The organism is Streptomyces bugieae, from assembly GCF_036352915.1.
Lineage (GTDB): Bacteria > Actinomycetota > Actinomycetes > Streptomycetales > Streptomycetaceae > Streptomyces > Streptomyces endophytica.
On record NZ_JAZBJP010000010.1, the window covers coordinates 1 to 25,034 of the forward strand.

The following is a 25,034-nucleotide window of genomic DNA, read 5'->3' on the forward strand; positions in this document are numbered from 1 at the left end:
GGGCGGGGCCGGGGGGGGGAGGGCCCCCGGGGGTAAGAGAGGGAAGAGAGCTGGTCAAGAGCTCCGGCCAGTCCCGCCAGGACCCCGCCGATCGAGGTCCCCCAGCAAGGTCACCAACCAGCAAGGTCCCCACCCAACAAAGTCACCAAGTCGACAAGCTCCCCAGCCAGCGAGGTCCCAGGTCGGCAAAGTCCCAAGACCGGCAAGGGCCCCAAGGGAGGCGAGCCGCGCAAGCCAGCCCTGCCGGCGGTGTTAGCCGTGGATGCCCCGCGGAGGGTGCTAGCCGTGGATGCCGTGGAGGGCCATGGCCACGGCCGCCTCTGTGATGTCGGTCGGGTCCTCTGCGGCGCCGAGTTCGATGCGGCGGACGGCGGCGTCGACGACGCCCTGGAGGAGCATCGCGGCGAGTCGGGGCTGTTCGTGACCGAGGGCGGCGAGGGCTTCGACGATCATGGCGATGAGGCCGCCGTGTGCCGCGCGGATCTTCTCGCGCGCGCCGGCGTCCAGCTCGCCGGCGGAGATGGCGACGACGGCACGGTGGCGCCGGTCGCCGACCAGGGCGAGCTGTCGCCGGACGTACGCCTCGATCTTCTCCTCGGGGGTGGCGGCGCGCTCCATCGCCGCCTCCACCTCGGCGGCCCATACGGGAAAATCGACCGCGCACAGCTCCTCGACAACGGCTGCGCGCGAGCGGAAGTACTCGTACACGGAGGAGCGCGCGAGTCCGGTGCGCTCGGCGAGGGCCGGGAAGGTCAGCGCTTCGGTTCCGCCTTCCGACAGCAAGGTGCGAGCGGCGTCCAACAGGGCGCCGCGCTGCATCGTCCGGTGCTCGGCCACGGAGGCCGCTCGAATCCTGGGCACGTCACCACTCTACGGATGGCGTGCCCGGCGTGGCACTCCGCATGGCGACACGGCGTCCCGGGGTGGGCGAGCGCTCGGGTGCCGTGGCGATTCGGCGGGCGCCTCGGCACGCGACTCGGCGTCGGGCCCCACGCAGGAGGACTCAGCGGCCGACGTCGGCGAGCTTGGCCCTGAGCTGCAGTACGGACTTGGTGTGGATCTGGCTGACCCTGCTCTCCGTGACCCCGAGGACGTTGCCGATCTCGGCGAGGGTGAGGCCCTCGTAGTAGTAGAGGGTGACCACGGTCTTCTCGCGTTCGGGCAGGGTGTTGATGGCGCGGGCGAGCAGTCGCCGGAGTTCGCGGTCCTCGGCGATCTCGACGGGGTTCTCGGCGGCGGTGTCCTCGAGGGTGTCCATCAGGCTGAGCCGTTCGCCGCCCTCGCCGCCGACGTGCAGCAGCTCTTCGAGGGCAACCACATTGGCCAGGGACAGCTGGCTGAACACGCCGTGCAGCTCCTCCAGGGCGATGCCCATCTCCTCGGCGACCTCGGCCTCGGTCGGGGTGCGGCGCAGTTGCGCTTCGAGGGTGGCGTAGGCGCGCTCGACGGCGCGGGCCTTCTGGCGTACGGAGCGGGGGATCCAGTCCAGGGCGCGCAGTTCGTCGATCATGGCGCCGCGGATGCGCGTGATGGCGTAGGTCTCGAACTTGATGGAGCGTTCGGGGTCGAACTTCTCGATGGCGTCGATCAGTCCGAACACTCCGGAGGAGACGAAGTCGGCCTGTTCGACGTTGGGTGGCAGGCCGACGCTGACGCGGCCGGCGACGTACTTGACGAGCGGCGAGTAGTGCAGGATCAGCTGTTCCCGCAGCCGCCCGTCGCCGGATGCCTTGTAGGAGCGCCACAGCTCGTCGAGTGAGGTGGGCGGGGCGGGGCGCACGCTGCCGCGTGCGGCAGGTGGTACTGCCGCACGGTCAGACCCGGAGGTGTGCTGGGGCATTCGTCGCCTTGAGCCGTTCTGCCGAGACGCGGGTGGATGGATGTGTGAGGGATGAATTGGGTGTGAGCGTAGCGTGACCGGAGCGTTGCGGTCCGCGAGGAGGGCGAGTTCGGGCGTGCGCAGATACGTTCCGCTGCCCGCACCTCAGGGTTACCTCGTACGGCGTGTCGACGCGTGTGTGCGATGCCGGGCGTGCGCCGGTGGCGAGGCGTGGGGGTGGACGCGGCGACGGGGCGGGCGTGATGTCGTGTGCCCGCCGCGCACTATCGCTGTTGCACCGTGGGCCGGACACGGGTCACGAAGCACGGCAAAACTGGATTCTGCGGTCATTCCCCTCACCCTTTCACCCGTTCGCCCCAGGTCAAGTACCGCCTCGCCGGGAACCGTCGGTCGTCTCGGCGCGTCGGGCCAACTCCCAGCCGTCACCGCACCTTTGAACGAATCCGAGGGACTGCAGCTCGAAGAGTTTGTTGTGGGCGATGTCGCGGGTCGTGCCGGCTTCCCGCGCGAGATGACCGGTGCCCGCGCTTCCGCGCGCGGGCAGTGCCTCCAGTACGCGGGTTGCGACGGGGTCGAGGAGGTCGCGGAGGTGGGTCGGTCCGCGCCGCTCGGGGGCGAGGTCGCCGATGCTGCCGACGAGTTCGATGACCTCGTCGGCGTCGGTGACCAGGGCGGCCTCGCCGCGCAGGAGTTGGTGCACTCCGGCGGACAGGCCGCTGGTGACGGGGCCGGGCATGCCCATCGTGAAGCGCCCGAGGGCGAGCGCGCGGCGGGCGGTGACGAGCGAGCCGCTGCGGAGTTCGGCCTCCACGACGACGGTGCCCCGGGTGAGGGCGGCGATCACGCGGTTGCGCTGGACGAAGCGGCTGCGGGTGGGGTGGTCGCCGGGTGGTAACTCGGCGATGACCAGGCCCTGTTCGGTGATGCGGTCGATCAACTCGGTGTGGCCGCGCGGGTAGGCGTAGTCGACGCCGCAGGCGAGTACGGCGATGGTGGCGCCGTTGGCGGCCAACGCGCCGCGGTGGGCCGCGCCGTCGACGCCGTACGCGGCCCCGGATGCGACGGCCCAGCCGCGCTCGGCGAGCCCGGCGCTGAGGGTGGTGGCGAGGTGGGCGCCGTATTCGGTGCAGGCCCGGGCGCCGACGACAGCGACGGAGCGCAGCGCCCAGAGCCGGAGGTGGGCCCTGCCGCGCACCCAGAGGCCGATGGGGCGGGCGTCGCCGAGGTCGTCGAGCTGGCTGGGCCATTCCTCGTCGCCGGGGCAGAGGAACCGGCCGCCGAGTGCGGCGACGGCGGCGAGGTCCTCGGCGGGGCGGGCTCGTGCGGCGCGCAGCCGGAGGCCGGCGAGCTTGGTCCGGCCGGCGCCCGGGGGCGGGGCCGCGTCGTCGTCGGTGAGCGCGTGCAGCAGGGCTACCGGGCCCACGTCGTTCAGCCAGCGGCCGGCGGTTTCGTCGCCCGGTTCGAGGATCCGGGTGAGGGCGGCGCGGGCGCTGCGGTGTGGTTCGTAGAGCGGGTGGGGAGTGGGTGGGTGGCCGGGTGGGTGAGTGCGGTCCGGTGGGGTCGTGGGGCGGGGTGACGGGCCGTCTGTGGCGTCGGCGGGTGTCCGGTGATTCCGGTCGTTGGGGTTCGGGTCGGTGTTGCTGCCTGTGAGAGGGCCTTCGGTGTCGGGGGCCGGGCCGGGAGTGGCGAAGCCCCATTCGTCGAGTCCGGTCATGGGTCGGTCAGTCCTGGTTCCGGGTGGCTGGTGGGCGGGTGGGTGCGGTGTCGTGGGCGGCCCCGCGGGTGTCGCTGCCCACGGTGGTCAGGGCGCCGCGTCGTACGCCGGTGCGGAGTTCCCGGGCCCAGTTGACGTCTTCGCTGGTGGGGCGGTCACGGCCGGCCAGGTCGGCGGCGGTCCAGGCGACGCGGAGGACGCGGTCGAGTCCGCGGGCGGTGAGGAGGCCGCATTCGAGGTCGCGTTCCGCCTGGGCGAGGGCGCCGGGGTGGGCCTGCCAGCGGGTGCGGAGTTCGTGGCCGGGTACCTCGCTGTTGGTGTGCCAGGGGGTGCCGGCGAGGCGGGCCGCGGCGCGTTCGCGGGCGGCTCGTACGCGGTCGGCCACGGTCGCACTGGATTCGGTGCCCCGGCTCAGTGCGATGAGCTCGGAGCGGGCGACCGGTTCCACGGCGATGCGCAGGTCGACCCGGTCCATCAGGGGGCCGGAGAGGCGGGCGCGGTAGCGGCGGATGGAGGAGGGGCGGCATTCGCAGCCGCCGCCGAGGGTGCCGTGCCGTCCGCAGGGGCAGGGGTTGGCGGCGAGGGCCAGGAGGAAGCGGGCCGGCATGCGGATCATGCCGGCGGCCCGGGCGACGACGACATGGCCGGATTCCAGGGGCTGACGCAGGGCGTCGAGGACGCTGGGCCTGCATTCGGCGGCCTCGTCCACGAAGAGGACTCCGTGGTGGGCGAGGGATACCGCGCCGGGGCGGGGCAGTCCGGTGCCGCCGCCGACGAGGGAGGCCATGGTCGCGGAGTGGTGTGGGGCGCAGTAGGGCGGCCGGTCGACCAGCGGCTGTCCGGGTGGGAGGGTGCCGGCGACGGAGTGGACGGCGGTGACCTCCAGCGATTCCTTGGGGGTGAGGGGTGGCAGCAGTCCGGGGAGGCGCTCGGCGAGCATGGTTTTGCCGGCGCCGGGCGGTCCCTTGAAGAAGATGTGGTGGCGTCCGGCGGCGGCCACCTCCAGGGCGCGGCGGGCGGTGTGCTGACCTGCGACGTCGGCGAGGTCGGGGACGTGGTCGCCGCGCGGCAGGCCGGCGCCGGTACCCGTGCCGGGCACGACCAGGCCCGCCAGCAGCGGGTCGGGGCGGCCTTCCTCCAGGCCGTCTTCCTCTTCGGGTACCGGTTCGTCGGCGAGGACGGCGATGAGCTGGCGCAGGCTGCGGACGCCGAGGACGGAGATGCCGGGGACGAGGGAGGCCTCGGCGGCGGTCCGTTCGGGGACGACGACCTGGCGGTACCCGGCGTCGGCGGCGGCCAGGACGGCGGGGAGGACGCCGCGTACGGGCCGGACCCGGCCGTCCAGGCCCAGTTCGCCGATCATCATGAGGTCGGTGAGTTCGCGGGGGTCGAGGCGCTCGGCGGCGCCCAGGACGGCGCAGGCGACGGCCAGGTCGAAGCCGCTGCCGCCCTTGGGGACGGAGGCCGGGCTGAGGCCGACGGTGAGCTTCTTCTGTGGCCATTCGGCGCCGGAATTGACGACGGCGGCGCGCACGCGGTCCCGGGATTCGATGAGGCTCTTGTCGGGGAGTCCGACGAGGGTGAAGGCGGCGACGCCGGGTTCGAGGTCGGCCTGGACCTCGACGACGACTCCTTCGACGCCGACCAGGGCGACCGAGCACGTACGGGCGAATCCCATTCAGGCCACCCCTCGCACATGCTCGACGGACGGGGCGCCGCGGGTGGGCAGGACGACTCCGATGACATCGATCCGGACGCCGCCGGGCGGTGGGCCGCCGTGGCGTTGCATCCAGCGTTCGGCCAGCGTGCGGAGGCGGGCGGTCTTCTCGGGGCGGACGGCGGCCATGGGGTGTTCGTACCGGCCGGCGCGGCGGGTTTTGACCTCGCAGATCACCAGGGTGTCGCGGTCGGCGGCGACGAGGTCGATCTCGCCCTCCCGGCAGCGCCAGTTACGGGCCAGGATCCGCATGCCGGCCTTGATGAGGAGCCGGGCGGCCAGGTCTTCGCCGTAGCGGCCGAGGGCGCGTCGCCGGACGTCGGTGCGTGGATGCGCGGTCGTTGCCGGGGGTGCGGTCGTTGCTGGGGGGCGCCGCTTTCGGGTCGTCCCGGGGCGGGGCGGCGGTGCGGTCGTCTTGGGTTTCGCGGGTGCCGTCTTGGGTTTCGCGGGTGCCGGGAGTGCCGCTGGTGTCGCGTGTGGCGCGCGGATCGGGCGGGGCGTGGGCGGGGTCTGGGTGTCGGGTCCGGCCTGGTGCCGGGCGTGCGTGGCGTTCATCGGTACCACCTCCGGCACCGACTGTGACTCCCCCGCCCGGAAGTATTGGATCTTGGTGGACAACCGGCCGGTTGTGGATAACTCGCTCACCCGGGCGAGTGAAGGCGGCCGCGCGCCCCGCTCCACGCGGCCGCTTGGAGAGCACCGGTCGTCGACTGCTCGGGCGCGCCGATCAGCTGCCGGGAAGCTCCAGGTCGCTCTTGTTGAGCTCTTCGATGTTCACGTCCTTGAATGTGAGGACGCGCACCTGCTTGACGAATCGGGCCGGCCGGTACATGTCCCAGACCCAGGCGTCCGCCATCGAGACCTCGAAGAAGACCTCGCCCTGGACGGAGTGCACCTGCATTTCGTAGTCATTGGTGAGGTAGAAGCGACGCTCGGTCTCGATCACATATTTGAACAGCCCGACGACGTCGCGGTACTCCCGGTAGAGCTTCAGCTCCATCTCGGTCTCGTACTTTTCGAGGTCCTCGGCGCTCATGGCAGATCCCCTTCAGCCGTGCGTCCCCCTATTGTGCGTCAGGCCCGCTCGGTCTCCAGGAGCACCGGCGCACTCGGGGGCCCTTCGTCGAGCAGTGTGCGCAGCAGCTCGGCGAGTCTGGTCGGGTACACCGTCTCATGCGAGGCGGAGAGTTCCTCCGAAGTCCACCACTTCAGTCCCGAGACGCTGCGTCGTTCCAGGGCCGTCTGTCCTCCCATGTGGGTGGCAGTCCGGTCGGTTCTCGCCAGGTAGTACCACTCGTCCTGTTCCCAGCGTCGTCCGTCGAAGGGGAAGGTGCAGTGCCGCTTCCACAGGACGGGGCCGAGGACGACGCCGGTGATGCCGGTCTCCTCGGCGAGTTCCCGGCGGGCGGCTTCCTCCCGGGTCTCCTCGCCTTCCAGGCCGCCACCAGGGGTGAACCACCAGGTGTCGGTCGGGTCGTCCGGTTCGAAGCCGTGGAGGAGCAGGATCCGGTCGTCGGGGTCGAGGAGGATGACGCGGGAGACCTGGCGCGCCGCGACGGCCGGCTCGGCCTCCGTCCTCAGCCCGTCTTCCGGGTTCGGCCGCTCAGGCACGTTGGCGCCCCTTGCGGCGGGCGATCGGGCCGTAGGCCGCGCCGCCGAGGATGAGGACCGCCCCGGCCACTATGGCAAGGGCGATGGGCTGGATGGGTCCCGGCTGGGAGGTGCCGCCGGGGAGGGCCGAGAAGGCGGCCGGGCGCTGCATCATGCCGACGCTGCCGAGCGGCCAGGCGCGGGCGTCGACCCGGGCGGCGACGGCGCCGCGCGGCACCGAGCCGTGGTCGCCGTCGGTGAGGTGGACGCGGGAGTCGAGGGAGTCGCTGCGGTGGTCGCCGAGCAGGAAGAGCTGGCCGGTGGGCACCTTGGCCTTGAAGCCGATGGGCGAGGCGGGGCCGCTGCCCTGCAGATACGGTTCCTCGATGGGGGTGCCGTTGACGGTCAGCCGGCCCTGCTTGGTGCAGCAGGCGACCTTGTCGCCGCCGACGCCGACGACGCGCTTGACCATCGGCAGGTCGCCCCAGGTGGAGTCCTTGAAGACGACGATGTCGCCGCGGCGTATCTCGGAGCCGTCCACCTTCTCGGCGATGACCCGGGCCCCGGCCGCGATCGTCGGCGACATCGAATCGGTCGGCACCGTATAGGGGCGGTAGGTCAGGGCCGCCCATACGAAGCCGCCGAGGAACAGCACACAGCCGGCGGCCACCGCGAGACCGGACAGCACACTGCCCGCCGTCCGGCTGCGGCCGTCGGTCCTGTGTTCCGTACTGCTGCTCATCCCAGCGCTCCCACCCCGCAGGCCCGGCCCGCGTCGAAGATCCGGGACGGCACCTTACCTGGGGTTACGCCCTGCGGTCAGTACCTGGGTCCGGGCCCGCGGTCCCGTTCCGCGGACGCTCCCACCCCCACCAAGCCAACCACCCCCAAGGCCCCCGTCCCGGGAGAAGCCCCCACCAGCCCCGGCAAAACGGCGTACGAGAAGCCCCCGAAGTCCCCACCAGACCTCCCAAAACGCCGACTGCCCGGGACTCGCCCGGGCAGTCACCACCGGGTGGCACCCACAGGCACCACCCGGCCACACCTCACGCGCTACTCCCGGCCGCCCTCCGGGCCGGCCCCCGCGTCCGTACCGGCGTCCCCGGCCGCACCCACGCTCGCGCCCGCGGCCTGCCTCCGCCGCCGCCACACCACCAGCGGTACCGCACCGGCCAGCCCGAGGGCCGCCGGGGCCGCCGCCATGGCCTTGTCGAGGCCGGGCTGGTCGAAGGTGTCCGGGACCGGCAGGGTCGCCCAGCGGTTGACCGGCCAGGCGATGGTGAAGGCGCGGCCGACGACCTCGTCCTCCGAGACCGTGCCGCGACCCTTGAGGTTCTGGTGGTAGCGGGAGTCGAGGGAGTCGTCGCGGTGGTCGCCCATCACCCAGATCCGGCCCTTGGGGACGTGGATCGGGCCGAACGCGCGGTCACCGCACGGGGTGGCGCCGGGGAAGATGTACGAGCTCTCCTTGAGCGCCTTGCCGTTGACCTTGACCGGGCCGCTGCCGTGGCACTCGACGGTGTCGCCGCCGACCGCGATGACCCGCTTGATCAGGTCCTTCTCCTCGGCCGAGGGCATCAGCCCGATGAAGCTGAGGACCTTCTGCACGGGGTTGGGCTCGGGGGTCGGCGTTTCGTTCAGCCAGCCGCCCGGGTCGTGGAAGACGACGACCTCACCGCGCTGCGGTTTCGCGCCGAACCAGGGCGTCAGCTTGTCGACCAGCACCCGGTCCCCGCGCTGCAGAGTGTCCTGCATCGAGTCGGACGGGATGGAGAACGCCTGGACCAGGAACGTCTTGATCAGCAGCGCGAGGAGCAGGGCGATCCCGATCAGAATCGGCAGCTCTTTCCAGAAGGCGCGCGGCTTCTTGCCCTTCTTCATGCTGCCGACGGTCTCCTCACCCGCTGGTCCGTCCGTCGCACCGGAGCCGCCGGACGGATCCGGTGCGCCGGCACCGTCCGGCTTGTCCAGGGCCACCGGGCCCTGCGACCGCGTCCGTGCGGCGGCCGGTGACTGCGGCCGTGACGGCTCTGACTCCGCTCGTGACTGTGTTGGTGACTGGGGCACGGAACTCGCCGCCGGCTGCGGGGTCTCACCGCGCCGTGCCGGCTCTTCGGGCTCTCCGGTTCCGGACCGCGCGCCGACCGCCAAGTCCCCCACGTCTGCTCCTCACTCCACGCACTCGCCCGCCCGTCAACCGGTGCAGGCCCACCACTCCCATAACGAGCGGGAGTTCCGCAGGGGTCGGGAGTACGGTCAAACTCTCGGGTGACAGCCTATGCGGCACGCCCGCCGCGGACGCCTTGGCGCCCGGCGCGTCGCGCACCGTCCCGAACGTGTCCGGTTCTTCCAGGCGCCGCCAGTGGCTGAACGGCCAGGCGATCACCACTGCCCGGCCCACGACGTTGTCCTCCGAGACCGTGCCACGGTACGGCTCGTCCAGGTGGAAGCGCGAATCCGCGGAGTCCGAACGGTGGTCGCCCATCACGAAGATCCGGCCGGTGGGGACGTTGACGGTGAACTTGATCTGGGACGGCGGATTGCCCGGATGGATGTACGGCTCGGTGAGCGGGCTGCCGTTGACCGTCACCCGGCCCTGCTTGTCACAGCATTTGACGGTGTCGCCGCCGACCGCCACGACCCGCTTGATCAGGTCCTGCTCGTCGGCCGACGGCAGCAGCCCGATGAAGGTCATGGCGTCCTTGACCGGCTGGAAGGCGCCTGCGTCGTCCGTGGGCTGGTGCTGCTCGCCCTTGAGCCAGCCTCCGGGGTCCTTGAACACCACGACGTCGCCGCGTTCCGGCTTGGAGCCGAACCAGGGGGTGAGCTTGTCGACCAGCACCCGGTCGCCGATCCTGATCGTCTGCTCCATGGAGCCGGACGGGATGACGAAGGCCTGGACGAGGAACGTCTTCAGTACGAGGGCGATGGCCAGCGCCACGCCCACCAGGATGGGGATTTCCTTGAGGTAGGAGCGCTGCCTGCGGCGCTTGATGCGCTTGGCCTGGCGGCGCCGTTCGGCCCGCCCGCCGGTCGCCGGGCGCCGCGGCGTGGTACCTCCGCCACGTCCGCCCGCCGGGGCCTCCCCGGGCGCTGCGGTGTCGCCGTACGCGCCGTCCCCGTCGCCGTACGCACCGCTGCCCGCGTCGTGTGCGCCGCCGGTCCCGCGTCCGGTCCCGCTGCCGCCCTGGCGCCCGTGCCGGGGGCGTCCGCGGCTACCCATGGGGGCCTGCCGGGGCCGGTATCCGGGCGAAGGAGCCCGGTGTGTCGATCGTGCGCCAGCGGCTCACCGGCCAGGTGATCAGATCCGCCCGGCCGATGACCTCGTCGACCGGGACCGTGCCACCACCCGGTTCGCCGAGGTGGTCGCGGGAATCGCTGGAGCGTGCGCGGTGGTCCCCCATGACCCAGAGCTTCCCTTCCGGCACCACGATGTCGAACTCCACCGAGGACGGCGCGTCCCCCGGGTGGAGATAGCCCTCGTCGACGGGCTCACCGTTCACTTCGATCCGCCCCCGTTTGTCGCAGCAGGTCACATGGTCGCCGCCGATGCCGATCACGCGCTTGACGTAGTCGGTGTCGGCGGGCCGGGCCAGGCCCAGCGCCGCTCCGGCGCCGCGCAGCAGGCCCGTGACGGGATTCTCCCCCTGCTCCCTGTGAACGAACGACCCGATGCCGTCGAACACCACCACGTCGCCCCGCGCGGGCTCACTGCCGAAACGGTACGCCAGCTTGTTGACCAGCACCCGGTCCCCGATGTGGAGGGTGTTCTCCATGGACGAGCTGGGGATCAGGAACGGTTGCGCGATGAAGGAACTCAGCAGCAGGACGAAGGCCAGGCAGAGCGCGAGCAGGGTGACCGGCCGGTGGCGCAGCCCGGCGAGGCGGGCGGTGAAACGCGCGGAGCGCGACCCCTGCTCCGGCCCCGCGTCGGGGGTGGGAGAGGGGTCGCGCTCCGTGAGATGTGCGTCGGTGTCCATCGGGCCCTGAGCCTATCCGGCCGGATCCGGACACCCGGCGCGAGAGGGGCTTTGCGTTGCCGGGGCGCAAAAAATCGCGCTCCGGGGCGGCGCGGCTCAGCTCTCGCGCTTCTCCTTGATCTTGGCGGCCTTGCCGCGCAGCTCGCGGAGGTAGTACAGCTTGGCGCGACGGACGTCACCGCGGGTCACGACCTCGATCTTCTCGACGATCGGGGTGTGCACCGGGAAGGTGCGCTCGACGCCGACGGAGAAGCTGACCTTGCGGACCGTGAAGGTCTCGCGGACGCCCGAGCCCTGACGGCGGATGACGACGCCCTTGAACTGCTGCACACGGGAGCGGTTGCCCTCGATGACGCGGACGTGGACGTTGATCGTGTCACCGGGGCGGAAGGCCGGGATGTCGCTGCGCAGCGACGCGGAGTCGACGGAGTCGAGAAGGTGCATGACCCACTGCTTTCTTCGCTGATGCCACAGGTCATCAACGGAATATCGATAAGGAATGCTTCGGATGCTGTTCCGTCGGGCGGGCGTCGTTCCCCCTGTGGCAGGGGCGCGCGCCGGACGCACACAACAGCGGCCTATTCTTCCACGGCCTCGGTCGTCCGCCCAAATCGGCCGTCCTCCCCGGGCGCCCAGCCCAGGGCGGCGAGGATCGCGCGGTCGTGTTTGTCGAACGCGGCGGGGTCGGCGCGTTCGATCAGATCGGGGCGGTTGCGGACGGTGCGGCGGAACGCCTGGTCCCGGCGCCAGCGGGCGATCTTGCCGTGGTGGCCGCTGAGCAGCACCTCGGGGATCGTACGGTCGCGCCACTCGGGGGGCTTGGTGTAGACGGGCCCCTCCAGGAGGTCGGCCATCGGGCCGGGGGCGAAGGAGTCGTCCTGGTGGGAGGCGGCGTTGCCGAGGACGCCGGGCAGCAGCCGGGCCACCGCCTCGACCATGACCAGGACCGGGGCCTCGCCGCCGGCCAGGACGTAGTCGCCGATGGACACCTCGCGGACGTCGACGCGGTCGCCGTATTCCTCGATGACGCGGCGGTCGATGCCTTCGTAGCGGGCGGGGGTGAAGACCAGCCAGGGCTTGGTGGAGAGTTCCACGGCGAGCTGCTGGGTGAACGGCACACCGCTGGGGGTGGGGACGACGATGACCGGCGCGCCCTCGCCGGAGGCCAGGACGGCGTCCAGCGCCTCGCCCCACGGTTCGGGCTTCATGACCATGCCGGGTCCGCCACCGTAGGGGGTGTCGTCGACGGTGTGGTGCTTGTCGTGCGTCCACTGCCGCAGGTCGTGGATGCGCACGTCGAGCTGGCCGCGGGCGCGTGCCTTGCCGACCAGGGAGACGTTCAGCGGTTCGAGGTATTCGGGGAAGATCGTGACGACGTCGAGCCGCATCAGCTGTCCTCGCGGCCGGACGCGATCTCCGCCTGGCTGTCGTCGAGGAGGCCGGCCGGCGGTTCGATGACGGCGCGCTGCTCCTCCAGGTCGATCTCCGGGACGATCTCGGCGACGAACGGGATCAGGACCTCGCTGCCGTCGGGGCGTTCGACGACCAGCAGGTCCTGGTAGGGCAGGTGGGAGATCTCGGAGATCCGGCCCACAGTGGTGCCGTCGCGGGTGACCACGTCGAGGTCGATCAGCTGGTGGTCGTAGAACTCCTCCGGGTCCTCGGGGACCTCGTCGGGGTCGACCTCGGCGATCAGGAGGGTGTTGCGCAGCGCCTCGGCGGCGGTGCGGTCGGTGACGCCTTCGAAGCGCAGCAGCAGCCGGCCGCTGTGGACCCGGCCGGTCGCGATGGTCAGCGGCCCCACGGAGGACGGGTCGGTGGCCAGGACGGCCCCGGGCGCGAGCCTGAGCTCCGGCTCGTCGGTGCGCACCTCGACGGTGACCTCGCCCTTGATGCCGTGGGCGCGGCCGATCCGCGCCACTACCAACTGCACGCTTGTTTCTCCCTTGACGACGACTACGGGCCGGGGCGGGCCGAAGCCCTCCCCGGCCCGAGCCGGTGTTCAACGTGTCAGCGGACCTGGTCCACGTCGACGAGGTCGACGCGGATGCCGCGGCCGCCGATGGCGCCGACGACGGTCCGCAGCGCGCGGGCGGTGCGGCCGTTGCGGCCGATCACCTTGCCGAGGTCGTCGGGGTGGACCCGGACCTCCAGCACCCGCCCGCGACGCAGGGTGCGCGAGGCTACCTGCACGTCATCGGGGTTGTCGACGATGCCCTTGACGAGGTGCTCGAGGGCTTCCTCGAGCATGCTCAGGCCTCGGAGGACTCGGAGGTGGACTCGGCCGCAGCCTCGTCCGCCTTCTTGTCAGTCTTCTTCGCCTTCGGGGTGATGGCCTCACCCTTCGGCTCGTCACCGGAAGCCTTGGCGGCGGCCTCGAAGAGGGCGCGCTTGTCGGCCTTCGGCTCGGCCACCAGCAGCGGCGCCGGGGCGGGCTCGCCCTTGAACTTCTGCCAGTCGCCGGTCTTCTTGAGGATGGCGAGAACCGGCTCGGTCGGCTGGGCGCCGACGCTCAGCCAGTACTGCGCACGGTCGGAGTCGACCTCGATGCGCGAGGGGTTCTGCACCGGGTGGTACAGACCGATCTCCTCGATGGCCCGGCCGTCACGGCGGGTACGGGAGTCGGCGACGACGATGCGGTAGTGAGGCGAACGGATCTTGCCCAGACGCTTCAGCTTGATCTTGACTGCCACGGGAGTGGGTTCTCCTGGATTTGACGTGGTTGGGCACGGCGAGCTGCCGCGTGGGGTTGCGGTACCCGAATGCCCGATGGACGCGTCAGCCGGAGGAGAGAGGGGTCCTGTGCGACTGTCGAGTACAGCTAGCCATTGTGCCACACGCGGTTGGGTCAGCCGACCGCGGCCACCTCGGGGATCCGGAAGGGCTTGCCGCAGCCGCCGCAGACGATCGGCGCCTGTGCGAGGACGGACGGAACGACCCGGACGTTGCGCCCGCAGTCGCAGACGGCCTTGACGCGGACGCCGCCTCCGGAGGAGCCGTGCCGGGCGGCCGGGCCCCGGAAGCTGCGGGCGGTGTCGGTGGCGGTCGCGGCCGAATGCGCCTTGAGGGCTCTGCCGAGCCGTTCGATGGTCGGGCGGTAGCGCCGTCTGGCTTCGGGGTTGAGCGTGACCAGCGAGAAGCCGCTGCTGGGGTGCGGCTCGTCGGCGTGGTCCAGGCCCAGTTCCTCGGCGATCGCCAGGAATCGACGGTTGTGGTAGCGGCCTGCCCGGGAGGTGTCGCGGACGCCGCGGGCGGCGGCGATGCCGTGGACTGCCTCGTGGAGCAGCCGTTCGAAGGAGAGTTCGGCGCCGCAGGCGGACGAGGACTCTCCGATCAGGGACTCGGGCGCGGCCAGGTCCGGCAGCTCGGGGTGGTGCCGTTGAATGTCGGCCCACGCGAGCGCCAGCTCGGCGGCGAGAACAGGCGGTGTCGTGCTCACGTCGTAACAACGAGCCAGGGACGCCCAGTGTTCCGATTCCGGGCCATCCCAAATAATTTGCACGTACCAGTCAGTTTCCGGGCATGCGCCGTGCGGGAGGGCGCCTACGCCGATCTGCGCAGAAGCCGCCCACCGGGCCGCAAGCCGGGACGTACCCCCGCGTATGCACCGGAGGTGCCCGCGGACTGCCCGCGGTCCTTCCCCGTGCGCACCCGGGTACGCCGCACGGCGTAACGACGGCCGGCCACTACGGAGAGCGCCGCGGCGATGCTACGGGGCCTGCCTGTGCGTCCCCGCGCCGGCCCGTGCCCCACCGTAGGGCGCGCGCGGGCGCCGGGCGAGGGCGCGCGGAGGTGCGGAGGCGACCCCGGCGGGAACGCTGGCGTGGCGGAACCGCGCCGGCCGGGGCACCCTGGAACGGCGCTTCAGGGAGCGGCCCCGGCGCATACGGGGGCGCGCGGGAGACAACCCCGGCGCACCCCCTGGACGCCCGGACGGATGCGCAGTTGTCTGGGTTGCGGGGGCGCACCACGCGTGATGACGGGGGCGATCGGTACGGCACAGGTTCGGTTCTCGGCGAATAGGGGCGCTATCGATGTCACCCACGCTCGTACGGCACCAGCTTCCGGACACTGCATCCCTGCGCTGTGAGGGCCCGCCCCTACCGGCCGGGTCGCGGGCGCGCGCCCGTGACTGGGCCGAGATCCAGGAAGGGATGCTGGTACCGCTCTACGAAGCCGCGTACGACCGGCTGGGCATCGGGCCGGGCACCCGGCTGCTGGGACTCGGCTGTGGTTCCGGTCTGGCGCTGCTGCTGGCGGCGGCCCGTGGGGCGCAGGTCAGCGGGGTGGACGCGGACGAGTCGCGGCTGGAGCTGGCGCGCGAGCGGCTCACGCCGGACGGCCTGCCGGAGCACACCCAGGTGGTCAGCGGCGGTCTGGAGGCGGCGGCGTCCGGGGACACCACGTTCAACGTGGTCACCGCGTTCCATCCGGTGGGGTGTGTGAGCACCGTCGAGGGGCTGGCGGCGTCGCTGACCGCGGCGGCGGGGCTCGCCGAGCGCGGCAGCGCGGTGGTGCTGGGCGGCTGGGGGCCTGTGGAGCGGTGCGCCACGGCCGGGGTGCTGCGGGTGGCGCAGCGGCTGGCCGATGCGGGCGGTGACCGGGCGGCCGGTGCCGCGAGGTGGCAGCCCAGCGGCCGGGACGATCTGGAGGAGCTGGCGGAGCGGGCCGGGCTGCGGCCGGACGGTTCGGGCCGGGTGGCCTGCCCGTTCGGGTACGCGGACCTGACGAGTGCGGTGCGCGGGCTGCTGTCGACGGGCGTGTTCGACGCGGCGCTGCGGGTGGCCGAGCAGCGGCAGGTGGAGAAGGAGCTCGCGGAGGCGCTGCATCCGCATCAGCGTCCGGACGGGACGGTGTGGATGCCGAACGTCTTCCGCTATCTGATCGCGCGGACGCGGTAGCCGGCGCCCGGGACCGCGGTCGATGCGCCGAGCCCCCGGCCACGAGGTGTGGCCGGGGGCTCGCGAGGCGTACGGCGGGGTGCCGTCGAGGGCCGGTCAGCCCATGAACTTCTTGAATTCCTCGGGGAGTTCGAAGTTCTTCGGGTCCTGGTCGGCCTGCGGCAGACCGAGCGGGTTGCCGGCCTGGGCGGCCTCGCGGCGGGCGGCCGCGGCCTGCTCGTCGGCCTTGCGCTTCATCGGGTTGCCGCTCTTGCGCTTGCCCTTGGCCTGCTTGACCTGCTTCTTCTTCCGGGCACCGCCCCCCATGCCGGGCATCCCCGGCATGCCCGGCATCCCGGGCATGCCGCCCTGGGCCATCTTCGACATCATCTTGCGGGCGTCGAAGAACCGCTCGACCAGGTTCTTGACCGTGCTGACGTCGACGCCGGAACCGCGGGCGATACGGGCGCGGCGGGAGCCGTTGATGATCGTCGGGTCCTGGCGCTCGGCCGGGGTCATGGACTTGATGACGGCGGCGGTGCGGTCGACCTCGCGCTCGTCGAGGTTGTTGATCTGGTCCTTCATCTGGCCCATGCCCGGCAGCATGCCGAGCAGCTTGGAGATGGAGCCCATCTTGCGGACCTGCTCCATCTGGGCCAGGAAGTCGTCGAGCGTGAACTCCTTGGGGCCCTTCGCCAGCTTGGCCGCCATCTTCTCGGCCTCTTGCTGGCTGAAGGTCTGCTCGGCCTTCTCGATCAGGCTGAGCATGTCGCCCATGCCGAGGATGCGGGACGCCATGCGGTCCGGGTGGAACGCGTCGAAGTCGTCCAGCTTCTCGCCGTTGGAGGCGAACATGATCTGCTTGCCGGTGACGTGCGCGATGGAGAGCGCGGCACCACCGCGGGCGTCGCCGTCCAGCTTGGAGAGCACCACGCCGTCGAAGCCGACGCCGTCGCGGAACGCCTCGGCGGTGTTGACCGCGTCCTGACCGATCATCGCGTCGACGACGAAGAGGACCTCGTCGGGGCCGACCGCGTCGCGGATGTCGGCGGCCTGCTGCATCATCTCGGCGTCGATGCCGAGGCGGCCGGCGGTGTCGACGATGACGACGTCGTGCTGCTTGGTCCGCGCGTACTCGATCGAGTCCTTGGCGACCTGGACCGGGTCGCCGACGCCGTTGCCCGGCTCGGGGCCGTAGAAGGCGACGCCGGCGCGCTCGGAGACGACCTGGAGCTGGTTGACGGCGTTGGGGCGCTGGAGGTCACAGGCGACCAGCAGCGGGGCGTGGCCCTGTCCCTTGAGCCAGCGGCCGAGCTTTCCGGCGAGGGTGGTCTTACCGGCACCCTGCAGACCGGCGAGCATGATCACGGTCGGCGGCTGCTTGGCGAAGCGGAGCCGGCGGGTCTCGCCGCCGAGGATGCCGATGAGCTCCTCGTTGACGATCTTGATGACCTGCTGGGCCGGGTTCAGCGCCTGGGAGACCTCGGAGCCGAGGGCGCGCTCCTTGATCTGCTTGATGAAGGCCCGGACGACGGGGAGGGCGACGTCCGCCTCGAGCAGCGCGATGCGGATCTCGCGCGCCGTGGCGTCGATGTCCGCCTCGCTCAGGCGTCCCTTGCCCCGGAGGTTTTTGAAAGTACTCGCCAAGCGGTCGGAAAGCGTATCGAACACGGCGGTCGTCGATCCTCGGGGTCGGGGGCGGGGTGCGGTCAGTCGGCTTCTAGGGTATCGGGCCCGGCAAGCGAACCGTTCCTGCCCTGTTTACCGCCCCGTTCCGGGGTGCCGGGCCCGCCCGCTTCCCCGTACGGGGCCGTACGGCTACCGCAGCGCCGCCTCCACCGCCGACGCGACCTCGTGGGCCGCCGCGTCGGTCAGGGGCGCGCCGTCGGTGCTGGTGACGTAGAAGGCGTCGACCGCGTCCGCGCCCAGGGTGCTGATGTGGGCGCTGCGGACGGCCACCCGGGCGGTCTCCAGGGCGCGGCCGATGCGGTGCAGCAGGCCGTGCGCGTCATGGGCGCGGACCTCGATGACGGTGGCGGTGCGGGAGCTGCCGGTGGCGACGGTGACCCGCGGTGGCGGGGCGTGCACGGTGCGGACGCGGCGGGCGTAGGCGCGTTCGCGTTCGGCGAGCCGGCCCGGGATGTCGAGGGAGCCGTCCAGGGCGCGGACCAGGTCGGCACGGAGCCGGTCGGCCTCGGGCAGCGAGCCGTATTCGGCGGCCACCCGCCAGCTGAGCAGCAGCACCGGGCCGTCGCCGATCGGGTCCAGGAGCTGCAGGTCGGCGGCGCGCACGGCGAGCCGGTGCAGGGCCAGCACCCCGGCGGCGGCGGGCAGCACGCCCGGCTGGTCGGGGACGGCGATCAGCAGCTCGACGCCGACCGGTTCCGGGCCGTCCGTTTCGGGCGCGTCCTCGGCGGGGGCCTCGGCGCGGGTGCGCAGCGCGAGGACCGGGCCGCCGGTGCGTCCGGCCTCCATGGCCAGCCGTTCCTGTTCCGCGGTCGGCCCGTCGGCGCCGCGCTGTTCCGCCTCGGGTTCCCCGGCGAGCCGTGCCGCGACCCGTTTGACCAGGTCGGCGACGAGTCCGCCGCGCCAGGCGCTCCAGGCGGCGGGCCCGGTGGCCAGCGCGTCGGCCTCGGTGAGGGCGTGCAGGAGTTCCAGGGTGCGGGTGGTGCCGACCGCGTCGGCGACCGCGCCGACGGTCTCCGGGTCGTCCAGGTCGCGCCGGGTGGCGGTCTCGACGAGCAACAGGTGGTGCCGGACGAGGGTGGCGATCACCGCGGTGTCGCGGGCGTCGAAGCCGAGCCGGGCGGCCATGTCGCGGGCGATGGTCTCGCCGGCCACCGAGTGGTCGCCGGGCCAGCCCTTGCCGATGTCGTGCAGCAGCGCGGCGACCAGCAGCAGGTCGGGGCGGTGCACCCGGCGGGTGAGCGCGGCGGCCCGTACGGCGGTCTCGACCAGGTGGCGGTCGACGGTCCAGGTGTGGACGGGGTTGCGCTGCGGGCGGCAGCGGACCCGCTCCCAGTCGGGCAGCAGCCGGGGGATGACGCCCTCGGCCTCCAGCGCCTCCCATACGGGCACCGTGGGCGCGCCCGCGCCGAGCAGCGTGACCAGCTGTTCCAGCGCCTCGGCGGGCCAGGGCTCGGGCAGCGGCCGGGTGGCGAGGGCACTCGCGCAGCGGCGGATCGCGGCGGTGGCCAGCGGCAGTCCGGCCTGCGCGGCGGCGGCCGCGGCGCGCAGCACCAGCACCGGGTCCCGTTCGGGCCGGGCGGTGCGGGCCAGCACCGCTTCCCCGTCGAGTTCCACGACGCCCTCGGCAAGCGGTGAGCGCTCCCCCTTGGCGGCGGTGCGGCCGGTCAGCAGGCCGCGCAGGACGGGTTTGACGGCGCGGGCGCGCAGCACCCGGCCTACCTCGCGCCAGGTGACGTCGGCGGCGTAGGAGATGGTGCGGGCTGCTTCGTAGGTCTGGCGGAGCAGGGCGTCCGCGTCGAGCACACCGAGGGCGGCGGCGACCTGGTCCTGTTCCTGGAGGGAGAGCCGGTCGGTGGCGCGCCCGGTGGTGAGGTGGAGCGCGTCGCGGGTGTCGAGGAGGAGGGTGCGGGCGGCCTCCAGGCCGCCGCGGGGTGCGTCGGCAAGCCAGGAGGCGGCGACCGCCCGGAGCGCGGTGGCGTCGCGCAGCCCGCCCCTGGCCTCCTTGAGGTCCGGTTCGAGGAGGTACTGCAGTTCGCCCTGGCGCTCGGCGCGCTCCTGGCACAGGGCGTGCAGCTCCGGCAGCCGCTTGGGGGCGCTCTCGCGCCAGTCGGCGTACGCCGTGGAGCGCAGCCGGGTGCTCAGCTCCGGGTCGCCGGCCAGGTGGCGGGCGTCGAGCAGGCCCAGCTGCACCTTGAGGTCGTCGCGGGCGGCCCGGCGGGCCTCGGCGGGGGTGCGGACGGAGTGGTCGAGGTCCATGCCCAGGTCCCAGACCGGGTACCAGAGCCGGTCGGCGAGGGCGGCCAGGGCGCGCGGGTCGGCGCGTCCGTCGTGGAGCAGGAGGAGGTCGAGGTCGCTGCGGGGGGAGAGTTCGCCGCGGCCGTAGCCGCCGACCGCGACCAGTGCGGTGCCGGACAGCCCGGCGGCGGTGGCGTGCCGGTTCAGCAGGCCGGCCAGCCACTCGTCGGTCAGTCGGGCGAGCGCGGCGCGGCGGTCTGGTCCGGTGGTCTTCTCGTCCTGGAGGAGCCGCACCCGGGCCGCGGGGTAGCCGCTGCCGTCCGCGGGCCCCTCGTCCTGGCCGGATGCCGCTGCCGTTCCTGCCGTGTCCTCGACGCTGTCGGTCAACTCCCGCGCTCCTTGGTCGTGTTGTCCCCCGCCTGCCCCGTGGCCCCCGCCGTACGCCCTGGCCGCCGCCCTGCGTGTCCCCGGCCCGCCCGCACGCCCGGTCCGGGCCGCGGCCGGGCGGGCGGCCATCCGCCGCACGGGCGGCGGACGGCCGTCCGTCCCGGGTGCGTCAGAGCGCGTCCGGCCCCCGCTCGCCGGTGCGGACGCGCACCGCGTCGTCGACCGGGACGCTCCACACCTTGCCGTCGCCGATCTTCCCGGTGCGGGCCGCCTTGACGACGATGTCGACGAGTTCCTCGGCGTCCGCGTCCTCGACGAGCACCTCGATCCGGATCTTGGGCACCAGGTCGACGGTGTACTCGGCCCCGCGGTACACCTCCGTGTGCCCGCGCTGCCGGCCGTAGCCGCTGGCCTCGGTGACGGTCAGCCCGTGCACCCCGAAGGCCTGCAGGGCGTTCTTCACCTCGTCCAGCCGGTGCGGCTTGATTACTGCCGTGATGAGCTTCACGCGTCCACCTTCTTCGTCAGGGCCTCGCCGAGTGCCGGTCCCTTGCGGGCCGCGGTGCCGCCGCCCGCGCCGGTGAAGTCGTACGCGGTCTCCGCGTGCGCGGCCTGGTCGATACCGGAGATCTCCTCGTCCTCGCTGACCCGGAAGCCCATCACCAGGTCGATGACCTTGGCAAGGACGTAGCTGACCACGAGGGAGTAGAGGAGTACGCAGACCACTCCGACGGTCTGCTTGCCGAGCTGTTCGAAGCCGCCGCCGTAGAACAGGCCCTTCGCCTTGCTCTGCACCCCGCCGGTGGCGAACAGGCCGATCAGCAGGGAGCCGGCGACACCGCCGACGAGGTGGACGCCGATCACGTCGAGGGAGTCGTCGTAGCCGAACTTGTACTTCAGGTTGACGGCCATCGCGCACAGCACGCCGGCGATCGCGCCGACCGCGATGGCACCGAGCGGGCTGACGCAACCGCAGGCCGGGGTGATGGCGACCAGTCCGGCGACCGCGCCGGAGGCCGCGCCGAGGGTGGTGAAGGAGCCGTGCCGGAGCTTTTCGTACGCGAGCCAGCCGAGCATCGCGGCGGCGGTGGCGACCTGGGTGTTGACGAAGGCGACCGCGCCGACGCCGTCGTCGTTGCCGAGCCAGGAGCCGGCGTTGAAGCCGAACCAGCCGAACCACAGCAGGCCCGCGCCGAGCATCACCAGCGGCAGGCTGTGCGGCCGCATCGGGTCCTTCTTGAAGCCGATCCGCTTGCCGACGACGAGGATGACGCCGAGCGCCGCGGCACCGGCGTTGATGTGGACCGCCGTACCGCCGGCGAAGTCGATCACGCCGAGGTTGAACAGCCAGCCGCCCTCGGCCCAGACCCAGTGGGCCACGGGGAAGTAGACGAGGGTGACCCACAGGGCGATGAACAGCGCCCAGGCGGTGAACTTCACCCGGTCCGCGAGCGCACCGCTGATCAGCGCGGGCGTGATGATCGCGAACATCAGCTGGAAGACCGCGAAGACGTAGATCGGGATGGTGGTGGCCCCCCACAGCTGGGTCAGGCCGATGCCGCTGAGTCCGGCGAACGAGCCGTTCCAGCCGAGGAAGCCGCCGGCGTCATTGCCGAAGGCGAGGCCGAAGCCGTACAGGACCCACAGGATCGTGACGATGCCCAGGCTGATGAAGCTCATCATCAGCATGTTGAGCACGCTCTTGACCCGGACCATGCCGCCGTAGAAGAAGGCGAGCCCGGGGGTCATGATCATCACCAGTGCGGAGCAGACCAGCATGAACCCGGTGTTGGCCGGGCTCAGTGTCACTTTGTCTGCCGCGATCGTCAGGATGCCTGGGGGCATCGGCGTCTCCTCGTCGTCGATGCGGCCCGTGCGGGCGTGTTTCTGGTGGGCCGACTTCGCGATGAGGTTGTCGCAGGGTGGTTTCGGCCAAACCTTGCCGGTGTTTCACCGCAGTGACGAAGACCGCCGCGGTGTTACGCCCCGGTGAACTCCGCGATCGGCCCCACATTCACCCGTTCGGTCGGAGGAAACATTGCGCCCCGTCGCCGCCACCACCCAGTGAGCAACCCCCGAGGCGAGCAACCACCTCCGCGGGAGCGGCGCCGGCCTGGGCGCAGAGGCGAACCGGCCGCGGTCCGCCGCCCGCGTGACCTGGCAGGGGGGAGCCGAGTCGGGGTGTACGGGGCGGCGGCCGCGGCCGGTGTTCCGGGGGCGGGGCCGGTCAGACGGCCTCCGCGGTTTCCGGGAGGGAGCGGGCGAGGTCGTCGCTGAGCCGGATGACCTCGGCGACCCCGCCGAATTCCCGGGCGGCGGTGTCCACGGTCTTCCGCAGCCGGGTGTTGACCCGCTCCGAGCGGACCTGCCGGGCGAACGGGATGGCCTTCTGCGCCATCTCCGCGCAGGCCACCGGCTCCTTCTGCAGCAGCCGTACGGTCGCCATCCCGATGAGGTTGAGCGCGTACGACCGCTGGTGCTCGGGGTCCTTGCCGAACAGCTCCACGGCCCGCTCCATGACGGGCTCGGCGAGCGAGGCGTACGTGGGGCTGCGGCCGGCGACGTAGGCCAGGTCGCGGTAGGAGTGGGCGTTCTCGGCGTTCAGCTCGGCCTCGGAGAAGAACCGGATCCAGTCCGGCTCGGGCTCGCCGGGCATGACGTCGGAGAAGGTGTCCTCGGCCATCCGCACGGCCCGCTTGACCTTGCTCGGCTGCCCCATCCCGGCGTAGGCGCGGGCCTCCATCGCATACAACATGGCCTGGGTGCGCGGGGTGGCGGTCTCCCGGCTGCCGTACTGGGCGAGGTGGATGAGCTCCAGGGCGTCGTCGGGCCGGCCGAGGTGGATCATCTGGCGGCTCATGCTGGAGAGGATGTACGAGCCCAGCGGACGGTCGCCGGCCTCCTTCGCGGCGTGCAGCGCCAGCACGAAGTACTTCTGCGCGGTCGGCTGCAGCCCGACGTCGTAGCTCATCCAGCCGGCCAGCTCGGCGAGCTCGGCGGCGACCTTGAAGAGCCGCTTGGTGACCGGCTCCGGATGCGTCTCCTGGAGGAGGTCGGTGACCTCGTGGAGCTGGCCGACGACGGCCTTGCGCCGCAGTCCGCCGCCGCACTGGGCGTCCCACTGGCGGAACATCGCGGTCGTCGACTCCAGCAGGTCCAGCTCGGGCTTGGAGAGCCGGACCGGGCGCCTGGCGCGGTCGGGCTGCGGGTCGGCGCCGCCCGGGGACGCCGGGACCGGCACCAGCCAGCGCTGCATCGGCTCGATGAGGCTGGGTCCGGCGGCGAGCATGAGCGAGGTGCCGAGGAAGCCGCGGCGGGCGAGCATCAGGTCGCTGCGGGAGAACTCGCTGATGAGGTTGACCGTTTGGGTGCCGGCCCAGGGCAGGTCCACACCGGAGACGGACGGGGACTGGTGCGCGGAGCGCAGGCCCAGCTCCTCGATGCCGACGACGCAACCGAAGCGCTCGGAGAACAGCTCGGACAGGATCCGGGGGATGGGCTCGCGCGGCTGCTCACCGTCGAGCCACCGGCGCACCCGGGAGGTGTCGGTGCTGATGTGGTGGGCGCCCATCTGCCGTGCGCGGCGGTTGACCTGGCGGGCGAGCTCGCCCTTGGACCAGCCGCTGCGCATGAACCACGAACCCAACTGCGCGTTGGGCTGCTTGACGGCGTCGGTGCCGCCCGTGCCGCCGTTGCCGCCCACTGGAAGCCCCCATCCCGATTGCTGCTTGGTGCCTGGCGCGTGCCTGGCGCGTTGCGTGGTGCCTGGTGCCGTCATGCGAACCGCCCGCAGGCGGCGGTCCGTTGCGACGCCTGTCCGGGGTACATCTACCCGACCACGGATTCCGGCCACACCTTTTGGCCTGTGCTCGACCGGTGCGTTGCCACCGGCATACCCGTGCGAACGATGCCCCTCCGGGGTTCAGGCACCGAAAGTAATCCTACGATCACGCTCCCCGCGAGGGCGATCGCGGAAACGCCACCATTCGCCACCCCTTCGGATGAACTCCGGGCGCTGCTCTCGCGATTGACTTGACACAGGTCGAGCACGTCCGGGCGGAACGAAGCGCGCAGCGGCTCCCGCGGCACTCCGCACCACCCGGCGCACTCCGGCACACCACCGGCCCCACGGGCCGTGAACGGAGCGTGAAGGGCGCCCGTCGTCAACCCACCGACTCGTAACCACTGCCAGGCACCACCCGTTGGAGGGGGTATGGGCTTCACGATCGGCGGCATCCGGGAGAGGCGATCCGCCTCCCGGCGCCGCGCCCGCTCGACCGAGATCACGGCGGTGGCGGAGTACACCGGGCTGTGGGGCTGGGACGTCGTCCCCGGCGCCCGGGCGGCCCGCGCCGCCGGCGGCCGTCCGGACTGTTCGTGCGGCGCCCGCGACTGCCCCGCGCCCGGTGCCCATCCGCTGGAGTTCGCCGGGGAGCTGGCGGCCGGGGCGACGCTGGAGAAGGCCGCGGCGGCCTGGGCGGAGACCCCGGGGGCGGCGGTCCTGCTGCCGGTGGGCCGGTCCTTCGACGTGCTCGACGTGCCGGAGGCCGCGGGCCGCCACGCGCTGGCGCGGCTGGAGCGGATGGGGCTGCCGCTCGGCCCGGTCGCGCTGGCCCCGACCGGCCGGGCGCTGTTCTTCGTCGCCCCGGGTGCGGCCGCCGAGCTGCCCGATCTGCTCTACCGGACGGGCTGGGACGACGCCGCGCTCGACCTGCGGGCGCTCGGCCCCGGGGCCCATGTCACCGCGCCGCCGTCCGACCACGGCGGGCAGGGCCCGATGCGCTGGCTGCGCCCGCCGGCCCTGGAGACCGCGGGCCGGCCCCCGCAGGCCCGGCTGGTGTTGGGCACGCTGGCCTATGTGTGCCATCGCGCGCCGCTGAACGGCTGAGCCGCGGCGGCCGGCGCGTACCGGCATCCGGTGCGTACCGGGAAAGCGGAGCGCCCCGGTGCGGCCGGCCGTGGAGCCGGGCCCGCGTTCCGGGGCGCTGCGAGGTCCGCGCGG

General features: G+C 72.4%; 23 protein-coding genes and 1 pseudogene. 2 read left to right on the forward strand and 22 right to left on the reverse strand.

Features of this window, described 5'->3' with window-relative positions:
* Positions 1–279: 279 nt before the first annotated feature.
* From V2J85_RS18325 to V2J85_RS18405, 17 genes and pseudogenes are all read right to left on the reverse strand, one after another.
* Positions 280–819 carry a TetR/AcrR family transcriptional regulator gene (locus V2J85_RS18325; protein WP_261957411.1) on the reverse strand — a complete coding sequence of 180 codons (540 nt, stop codon included), beginning with the start codon at positions 817–819 and terminating at the stop codon, positions 280–282.
* Between the two features lie 184 nt (positions 820–1,003).
* Positions 1,004–1,840, reverse strand: a complete 837-nt coding sequence (gene whiG / locus V2J85_RS18330; RefSeq protein WP_030415789.1) for an RNA polymerase sigma factor WhiG — start codon at positions 1,838–1,840, stop codon at positions 1,004–1,006.
* Positions 1,841–2,201: 361 nt separating this feature from the next.
* The gene (dprA, locus tag V2J85_RS18335) at positions 2,202–3,554 is read right to left on the reverse strand and encodes a DNA-processing protein DprA (RefSeq protein ID WP_261955439.1); all 1,353 of its coding nucleotides are present in this window, start codon (positions 3,552–3,554) and stop codon (positions 2,202–2,204) included.
* Between the two features lie 7 nt (positions 3,555–3,561).
* Positions 3,562–5,232, reverse strand: a complete 1,671-nt coding sequence (locus tag V2J85_RS18340; RefSeq protein ID WP_261955440.1) for a YifB family Mg chelatase-like AAA ATPase — start codon at positions 5,230–5,232, stop codon at positions 3,562–3,564.
* Positions 5,233–5,583: pseudogene (locus V2J85_RS18345) on the reverse strand (YraN family protein); the annotation flags it as partial.
* A gap of 415 nt (positions 5,584–5,998) precedes the next feature.
* On the reverse strand, positions 5,999–6,307 hold the full coding sequence (locus tag V2J85_RS18350) for a DUF2469 domain-containing protein (protein WP_005311352.1): 309 nt from the start codon (positions 6,305–6,307) through the stop codon (positions 5,999–6,001).
* 38 nt (positions 6,308–6,345) lie between these two features.
* A complete protein-coding gene (locus tag V2J85_RS18355) occupies positions 6,346–6,852 on the reverse strand; it encodes an NUDIX hydrolase (RefSeq protein ID WP_261957412.1) in 507 nt (168 codons plus the stop codon).
* A gap of 22 nt (positions 6,853–6,874) precedes the next feature.
* Complete coding sequence (gene lepB / locus V2J85_RS18360) at positions 6,875–7,603, reverse strand: signal peptidase I (protein ID WP_330822234.1); 729 nt, start codon at positions 7,601–7,603, stop codon at positions 6,875–6,877.
* A gap of 311 nt (positions 7,604–7,914) precedes the next feature.
* On the reverse strand, positions 7,915–9,012 hold the full coding sequence (gene lepB / locus V2J85_RS18365; protein WP_419836806.1) for a signal peptidase I: 1,098 nt from the start codon (positions 9,010–9,012) through the stop codon (positions 7,915–7,917).
* A complete protein-coding gene (lepB, locus tag V2J85_RS18370; RefSeq protein ID WP_261955444.1) occupies positions 8,954–10,084 on the reverse strand; it encodes a signal peptidase I in 1,131 nt (376 codons plus the stop codon). The genes lepB (V2J85_RS18365) and lepB (V2J85_RS18370) overlap by 59 nt, the downstream gene beginning before the upstream one ends.
* Positions 10,077–10,841 carry a signal peptidase I gene (lepB, locus tag V2J85_RS18375; protein ID WP_261955445.1) on the reverse strand — a complete coding sequence of 255 codons (765 nt, stop codon included), beginning with the start codon at positions 10,839–10,841 and terminating at the stop codon, positions 10,077–10,079. Before lepB (V2J85_RS18375) ends, lepB (V2J85_RS18370) begins: the two co-directional genes overlap by 8 nt.
* A 96-nt stretch (positions 10,842–10,937) precedes the next feature.
* Positions 10,938–11,285 (reverse strand): 50S ribosomal protein L19, encoded by a 348-nt coding sequence (rplS, locus tag V2J85_RS18380; RefSeq protein ID WP_030415780.1) that lies wholly within the window; start codon positions 11,283–11,285, stop codon positions 10,938–10,940.
* Between the two features lie 134 nt (positions 11,286–11,419).
* Positions 11,420–12,229: a tRNA (guanosine(37)-N1)-methyltransferase TrmD gene (gene trmD / locus V2J85_RS18385; protein ID WP_330822236.1), complete on the reverse strand. Its 810-nt coding sequence runs from the start codon at positions 12,227–12,229 to the stop codon at positions 11,420–11,422.
* A complete protein-coding gene (rimM, locus tag V2J85_RS18390) occupies positions 12,229–12,774 on the reverse strand; it encodes a ribosome maturation factor RimM (protein WP_030415778.1) in 546 nt (181 codons plus the stop codon). Before rimM ends, trmD begins: the two co-directional genes overlap by 1 nt.
* 77 nt (positions 12,775–12,851) lie before the next feature.
* The gene (locus tag V2J85_RS18395) at positions 12,852–13,091 is read right to left on the reverse strand and encodes an RNA-binding protein (protein WP_003980229.1); all 240 of its coding nucleotides are present in this window, start codon (positions 13,089–13,091) and stop codon (positions 12,852–12,854) included.
* A gap of 2 nt (positions 13,092–13,093) precedes the next feature.
* A complete protein-coding gene (gene rpsP / locus V2J85_RS18400; RefSeq protein ID WP_261955447.1) occupies positions 13,094–13,534 on the reverse strand; it encodes a 30S ribosomal protein S16 in 441 nt (146 codons plus the stop codon).
* A gap of 155 nt (positions 13,535–13,689) precedes the next feature.
* On the reverse strand, positions 13,690–14,280 hold the full coding sequence (locus tag V2J85_RS18405) for a hypothetical protein (RefSeq protein ID WP_030415776.1): 591 nt from the start codon (positions 14,278–14,280) through the stop codon (positions 13,690–13,692).
* Positions 14,281–14,875: 595 nt separating this feature from the next.
* Here V2J85_RS18405 and V2J85_RS18410 point away from each other — a divergent pair.
* A complete protein-coding gene (locus V2J85_RS18410; protein ID WP_261955448.1) occupies positions 14,876–15,742 on the forward strand; it encodes a methyltransferase domain-containing protein in 867 nt (288 codons plus the stop codon).
* Positions 15,743–15,838: 96 nt separating this feature from the next.
* Here V2J85_RS18410 and ffh read toward each other — a convergent pair whose 3' ends face one another.
* The 5 genes from ffh to nsdA form a co-directional block, all read right to left on the reverse strand.
* Positions 15,839–17,392 carry a signal recognition particle protein gene (gene ffh, locus V2J85_RS18415; protein WP_330822237.1) on the reverse strand — a complete coding sequence of 518 codons (1,554 nt, stop codon included), beginning with the start codon at positions 17,390–17,392 and terminating at the stop codon, positions 15,839–15,841.
* Positions 17,393–17,539: 147 nt separating this feature from the next.
* Complete coding sequence (locus V2J85_RS18420; protein WP_330822238.1) at positions 17,540–20,032, reverse strand: [protein-PII] uridylyltransferase; 2,493 nt, start codon at positions 20,030–20,032, stop codon at positions 17,540–17,542.
* Between the two features lie 169 nt (positions 20,033–20,201).
* Complete coding sequence (locus tag V2J85_RS18425; protein WP_030415772.1) at positions 20,202–20,540, reverse strand: P-II family nitrogen regulator; 339 nt, start codon at positions 20,538–20,540, stop codon at positions 20,202–20,204.
* Entirely contained in the window at positions 20,537–21,877 is a 1,341-nt protein-coding gene (locus V2J85_RS18430; RefSeq protein WP_261955451.1) for an ammonium transporter, read from the reverse strand. The genes V2J85_RS18425 and V2J85_RS18430 overlap by 4 nt, the downstream gene beginning before the upstream one ends.
* Before the next feature lie 382 nt (positions 21,878–22,259).
* Positions 22,260–23,735 (reverse strand): transcriptional repressor NsdA, encoded by a 1,476-nt coding sequence (gene nsdA, locus V2J85_RS18435; protein ID WP_261955452.1) that lies wholly within the window; start codon positions 23,733–23,735, stop codon positions 22,260–22,262.
* Between the two features lie 510 nt (positions 23,736–24,245).
* Between nsdA and V2J85_RS18440 the strand changes: the two genes are divergently transcribed.
* The gene (locus V2J85_RS18440; RefSeq protein ID WP_330822239.1) at positions 24,246–24,920 is read left to right on the forward strand and encodes a bifunctional DNA primase/polymerase; all 675 of its coding nucleotides are present in this window, start codon (positions 24,246–24,248) and stop codon (positions 24,918–24,920) included.
* Positions 24,921–25,034: the final 114 nt, after the last annotated feature.

What these genes read in the sequence shown, in the direction of transcription:
- trmD (WP_330822236.1), bottom strand. Translation starts at nt 12,229, where the DNA reads ATGCGGCTCGACGTCGTCACGATCTTCCCCGAATACCTCGAACCGCTG.
- V2J85_RS18340 (WP_261955440.1), bottom strand. Translation starts at nt 5,232, where the DNA reads ATGGGATTCGCCCGTACGTGCTCGGTCGCCCTGGTCGGCGTCGAAGGA.
- whiG (WP_030415789.1), bottom strand. Translation starts at nt 1,840, where the DNA reads ATGCCCCAGCACACCTCCGGGTCTGACCGTGCGGCAGTACCACCTGCC.
- V2J85_RS18410 (WP_261955448.1), top strand. Translation starts at nt 14,876, where the DNA reads ATGTCACCCACGCTCGTACGGCACCAGCTTCCGGACACTGCATCCCTG.
- lepB (WP_261955445.1), bottom strand. Translation starts at nt 10,841, where the DNA reads ATGGACACCGACGCACATCTCACGGAGCGCGACCCCTCTCCCACCCCC.
- V2J85_RS18325 (WP_261957411.1), bottom strand. Translation starts at nt 819, where the DNA reads ATGCAGCGCGGCGCCCTGTTGGACGCCGCTCGCACCTTGCTGTCGGAA.
- lepB (WP_330822234.1), bottom strand. Translation starts at nt 7,603, where the DNA reads ATGAGCAGCAGTACGGAACACAGGACCGACGGCCGCAGCCGGACGGCG.
- V2J85_RS18440 (WP_330822239.1), top strand. Translation starts at nt 24,246, where the DNA reads ATGGGCTTCACGATCGGCGGCATCCGGGAGAGGCGATCCGCCTCCCGG.
- rplS (WP_030415780.1), bottom strand. Translation starts at nt 11,285, where the DNA reads ATGCACCTTCTCGACTCCGTCGACTCCGCGTCGCTGCGCAGCGACATC.
- dprA (WP_261955439.1), bottom strand. Translation starts at nt 3,554, where the DNA reads ATGACCGGACTCGACGAATGGGGCTTCGCCACTCCCGGCCCGGCCCCC.
- V2J85_RS18395 (WP_003980229.1), bottom strand. Translation starts at nt 13,091, where the DNA reads ATGCTCGAGGAAGCCCTCGAGCACCTCGTCAAGGGCATCGTCGACAAC.
- V2J85_RS18350 (WP_005311352.1), bottom strand. Translation starts at nt 6,307, where the DNA reads ATGAGCGCCGAGGACCTCGAAAAGTACGAGACCGAGATGGAGCTGAAG.
- V2J85_RS18430 (WP_261955451.1), bottom strand. Translation starts at nt 21,877, where the DNA reads ATGCCCCCAGGCATCCTGACGATCGCGGCAGACAAAGTGACACTGAGC.
- lepB (WP_261955444.1), bottom strand. Translation starts at nt 10,084, where the DNA reads ATGGGTAGCCGCGGACGCCCCCGGCACGGGCGCCAGGGCGGCAGCGGG.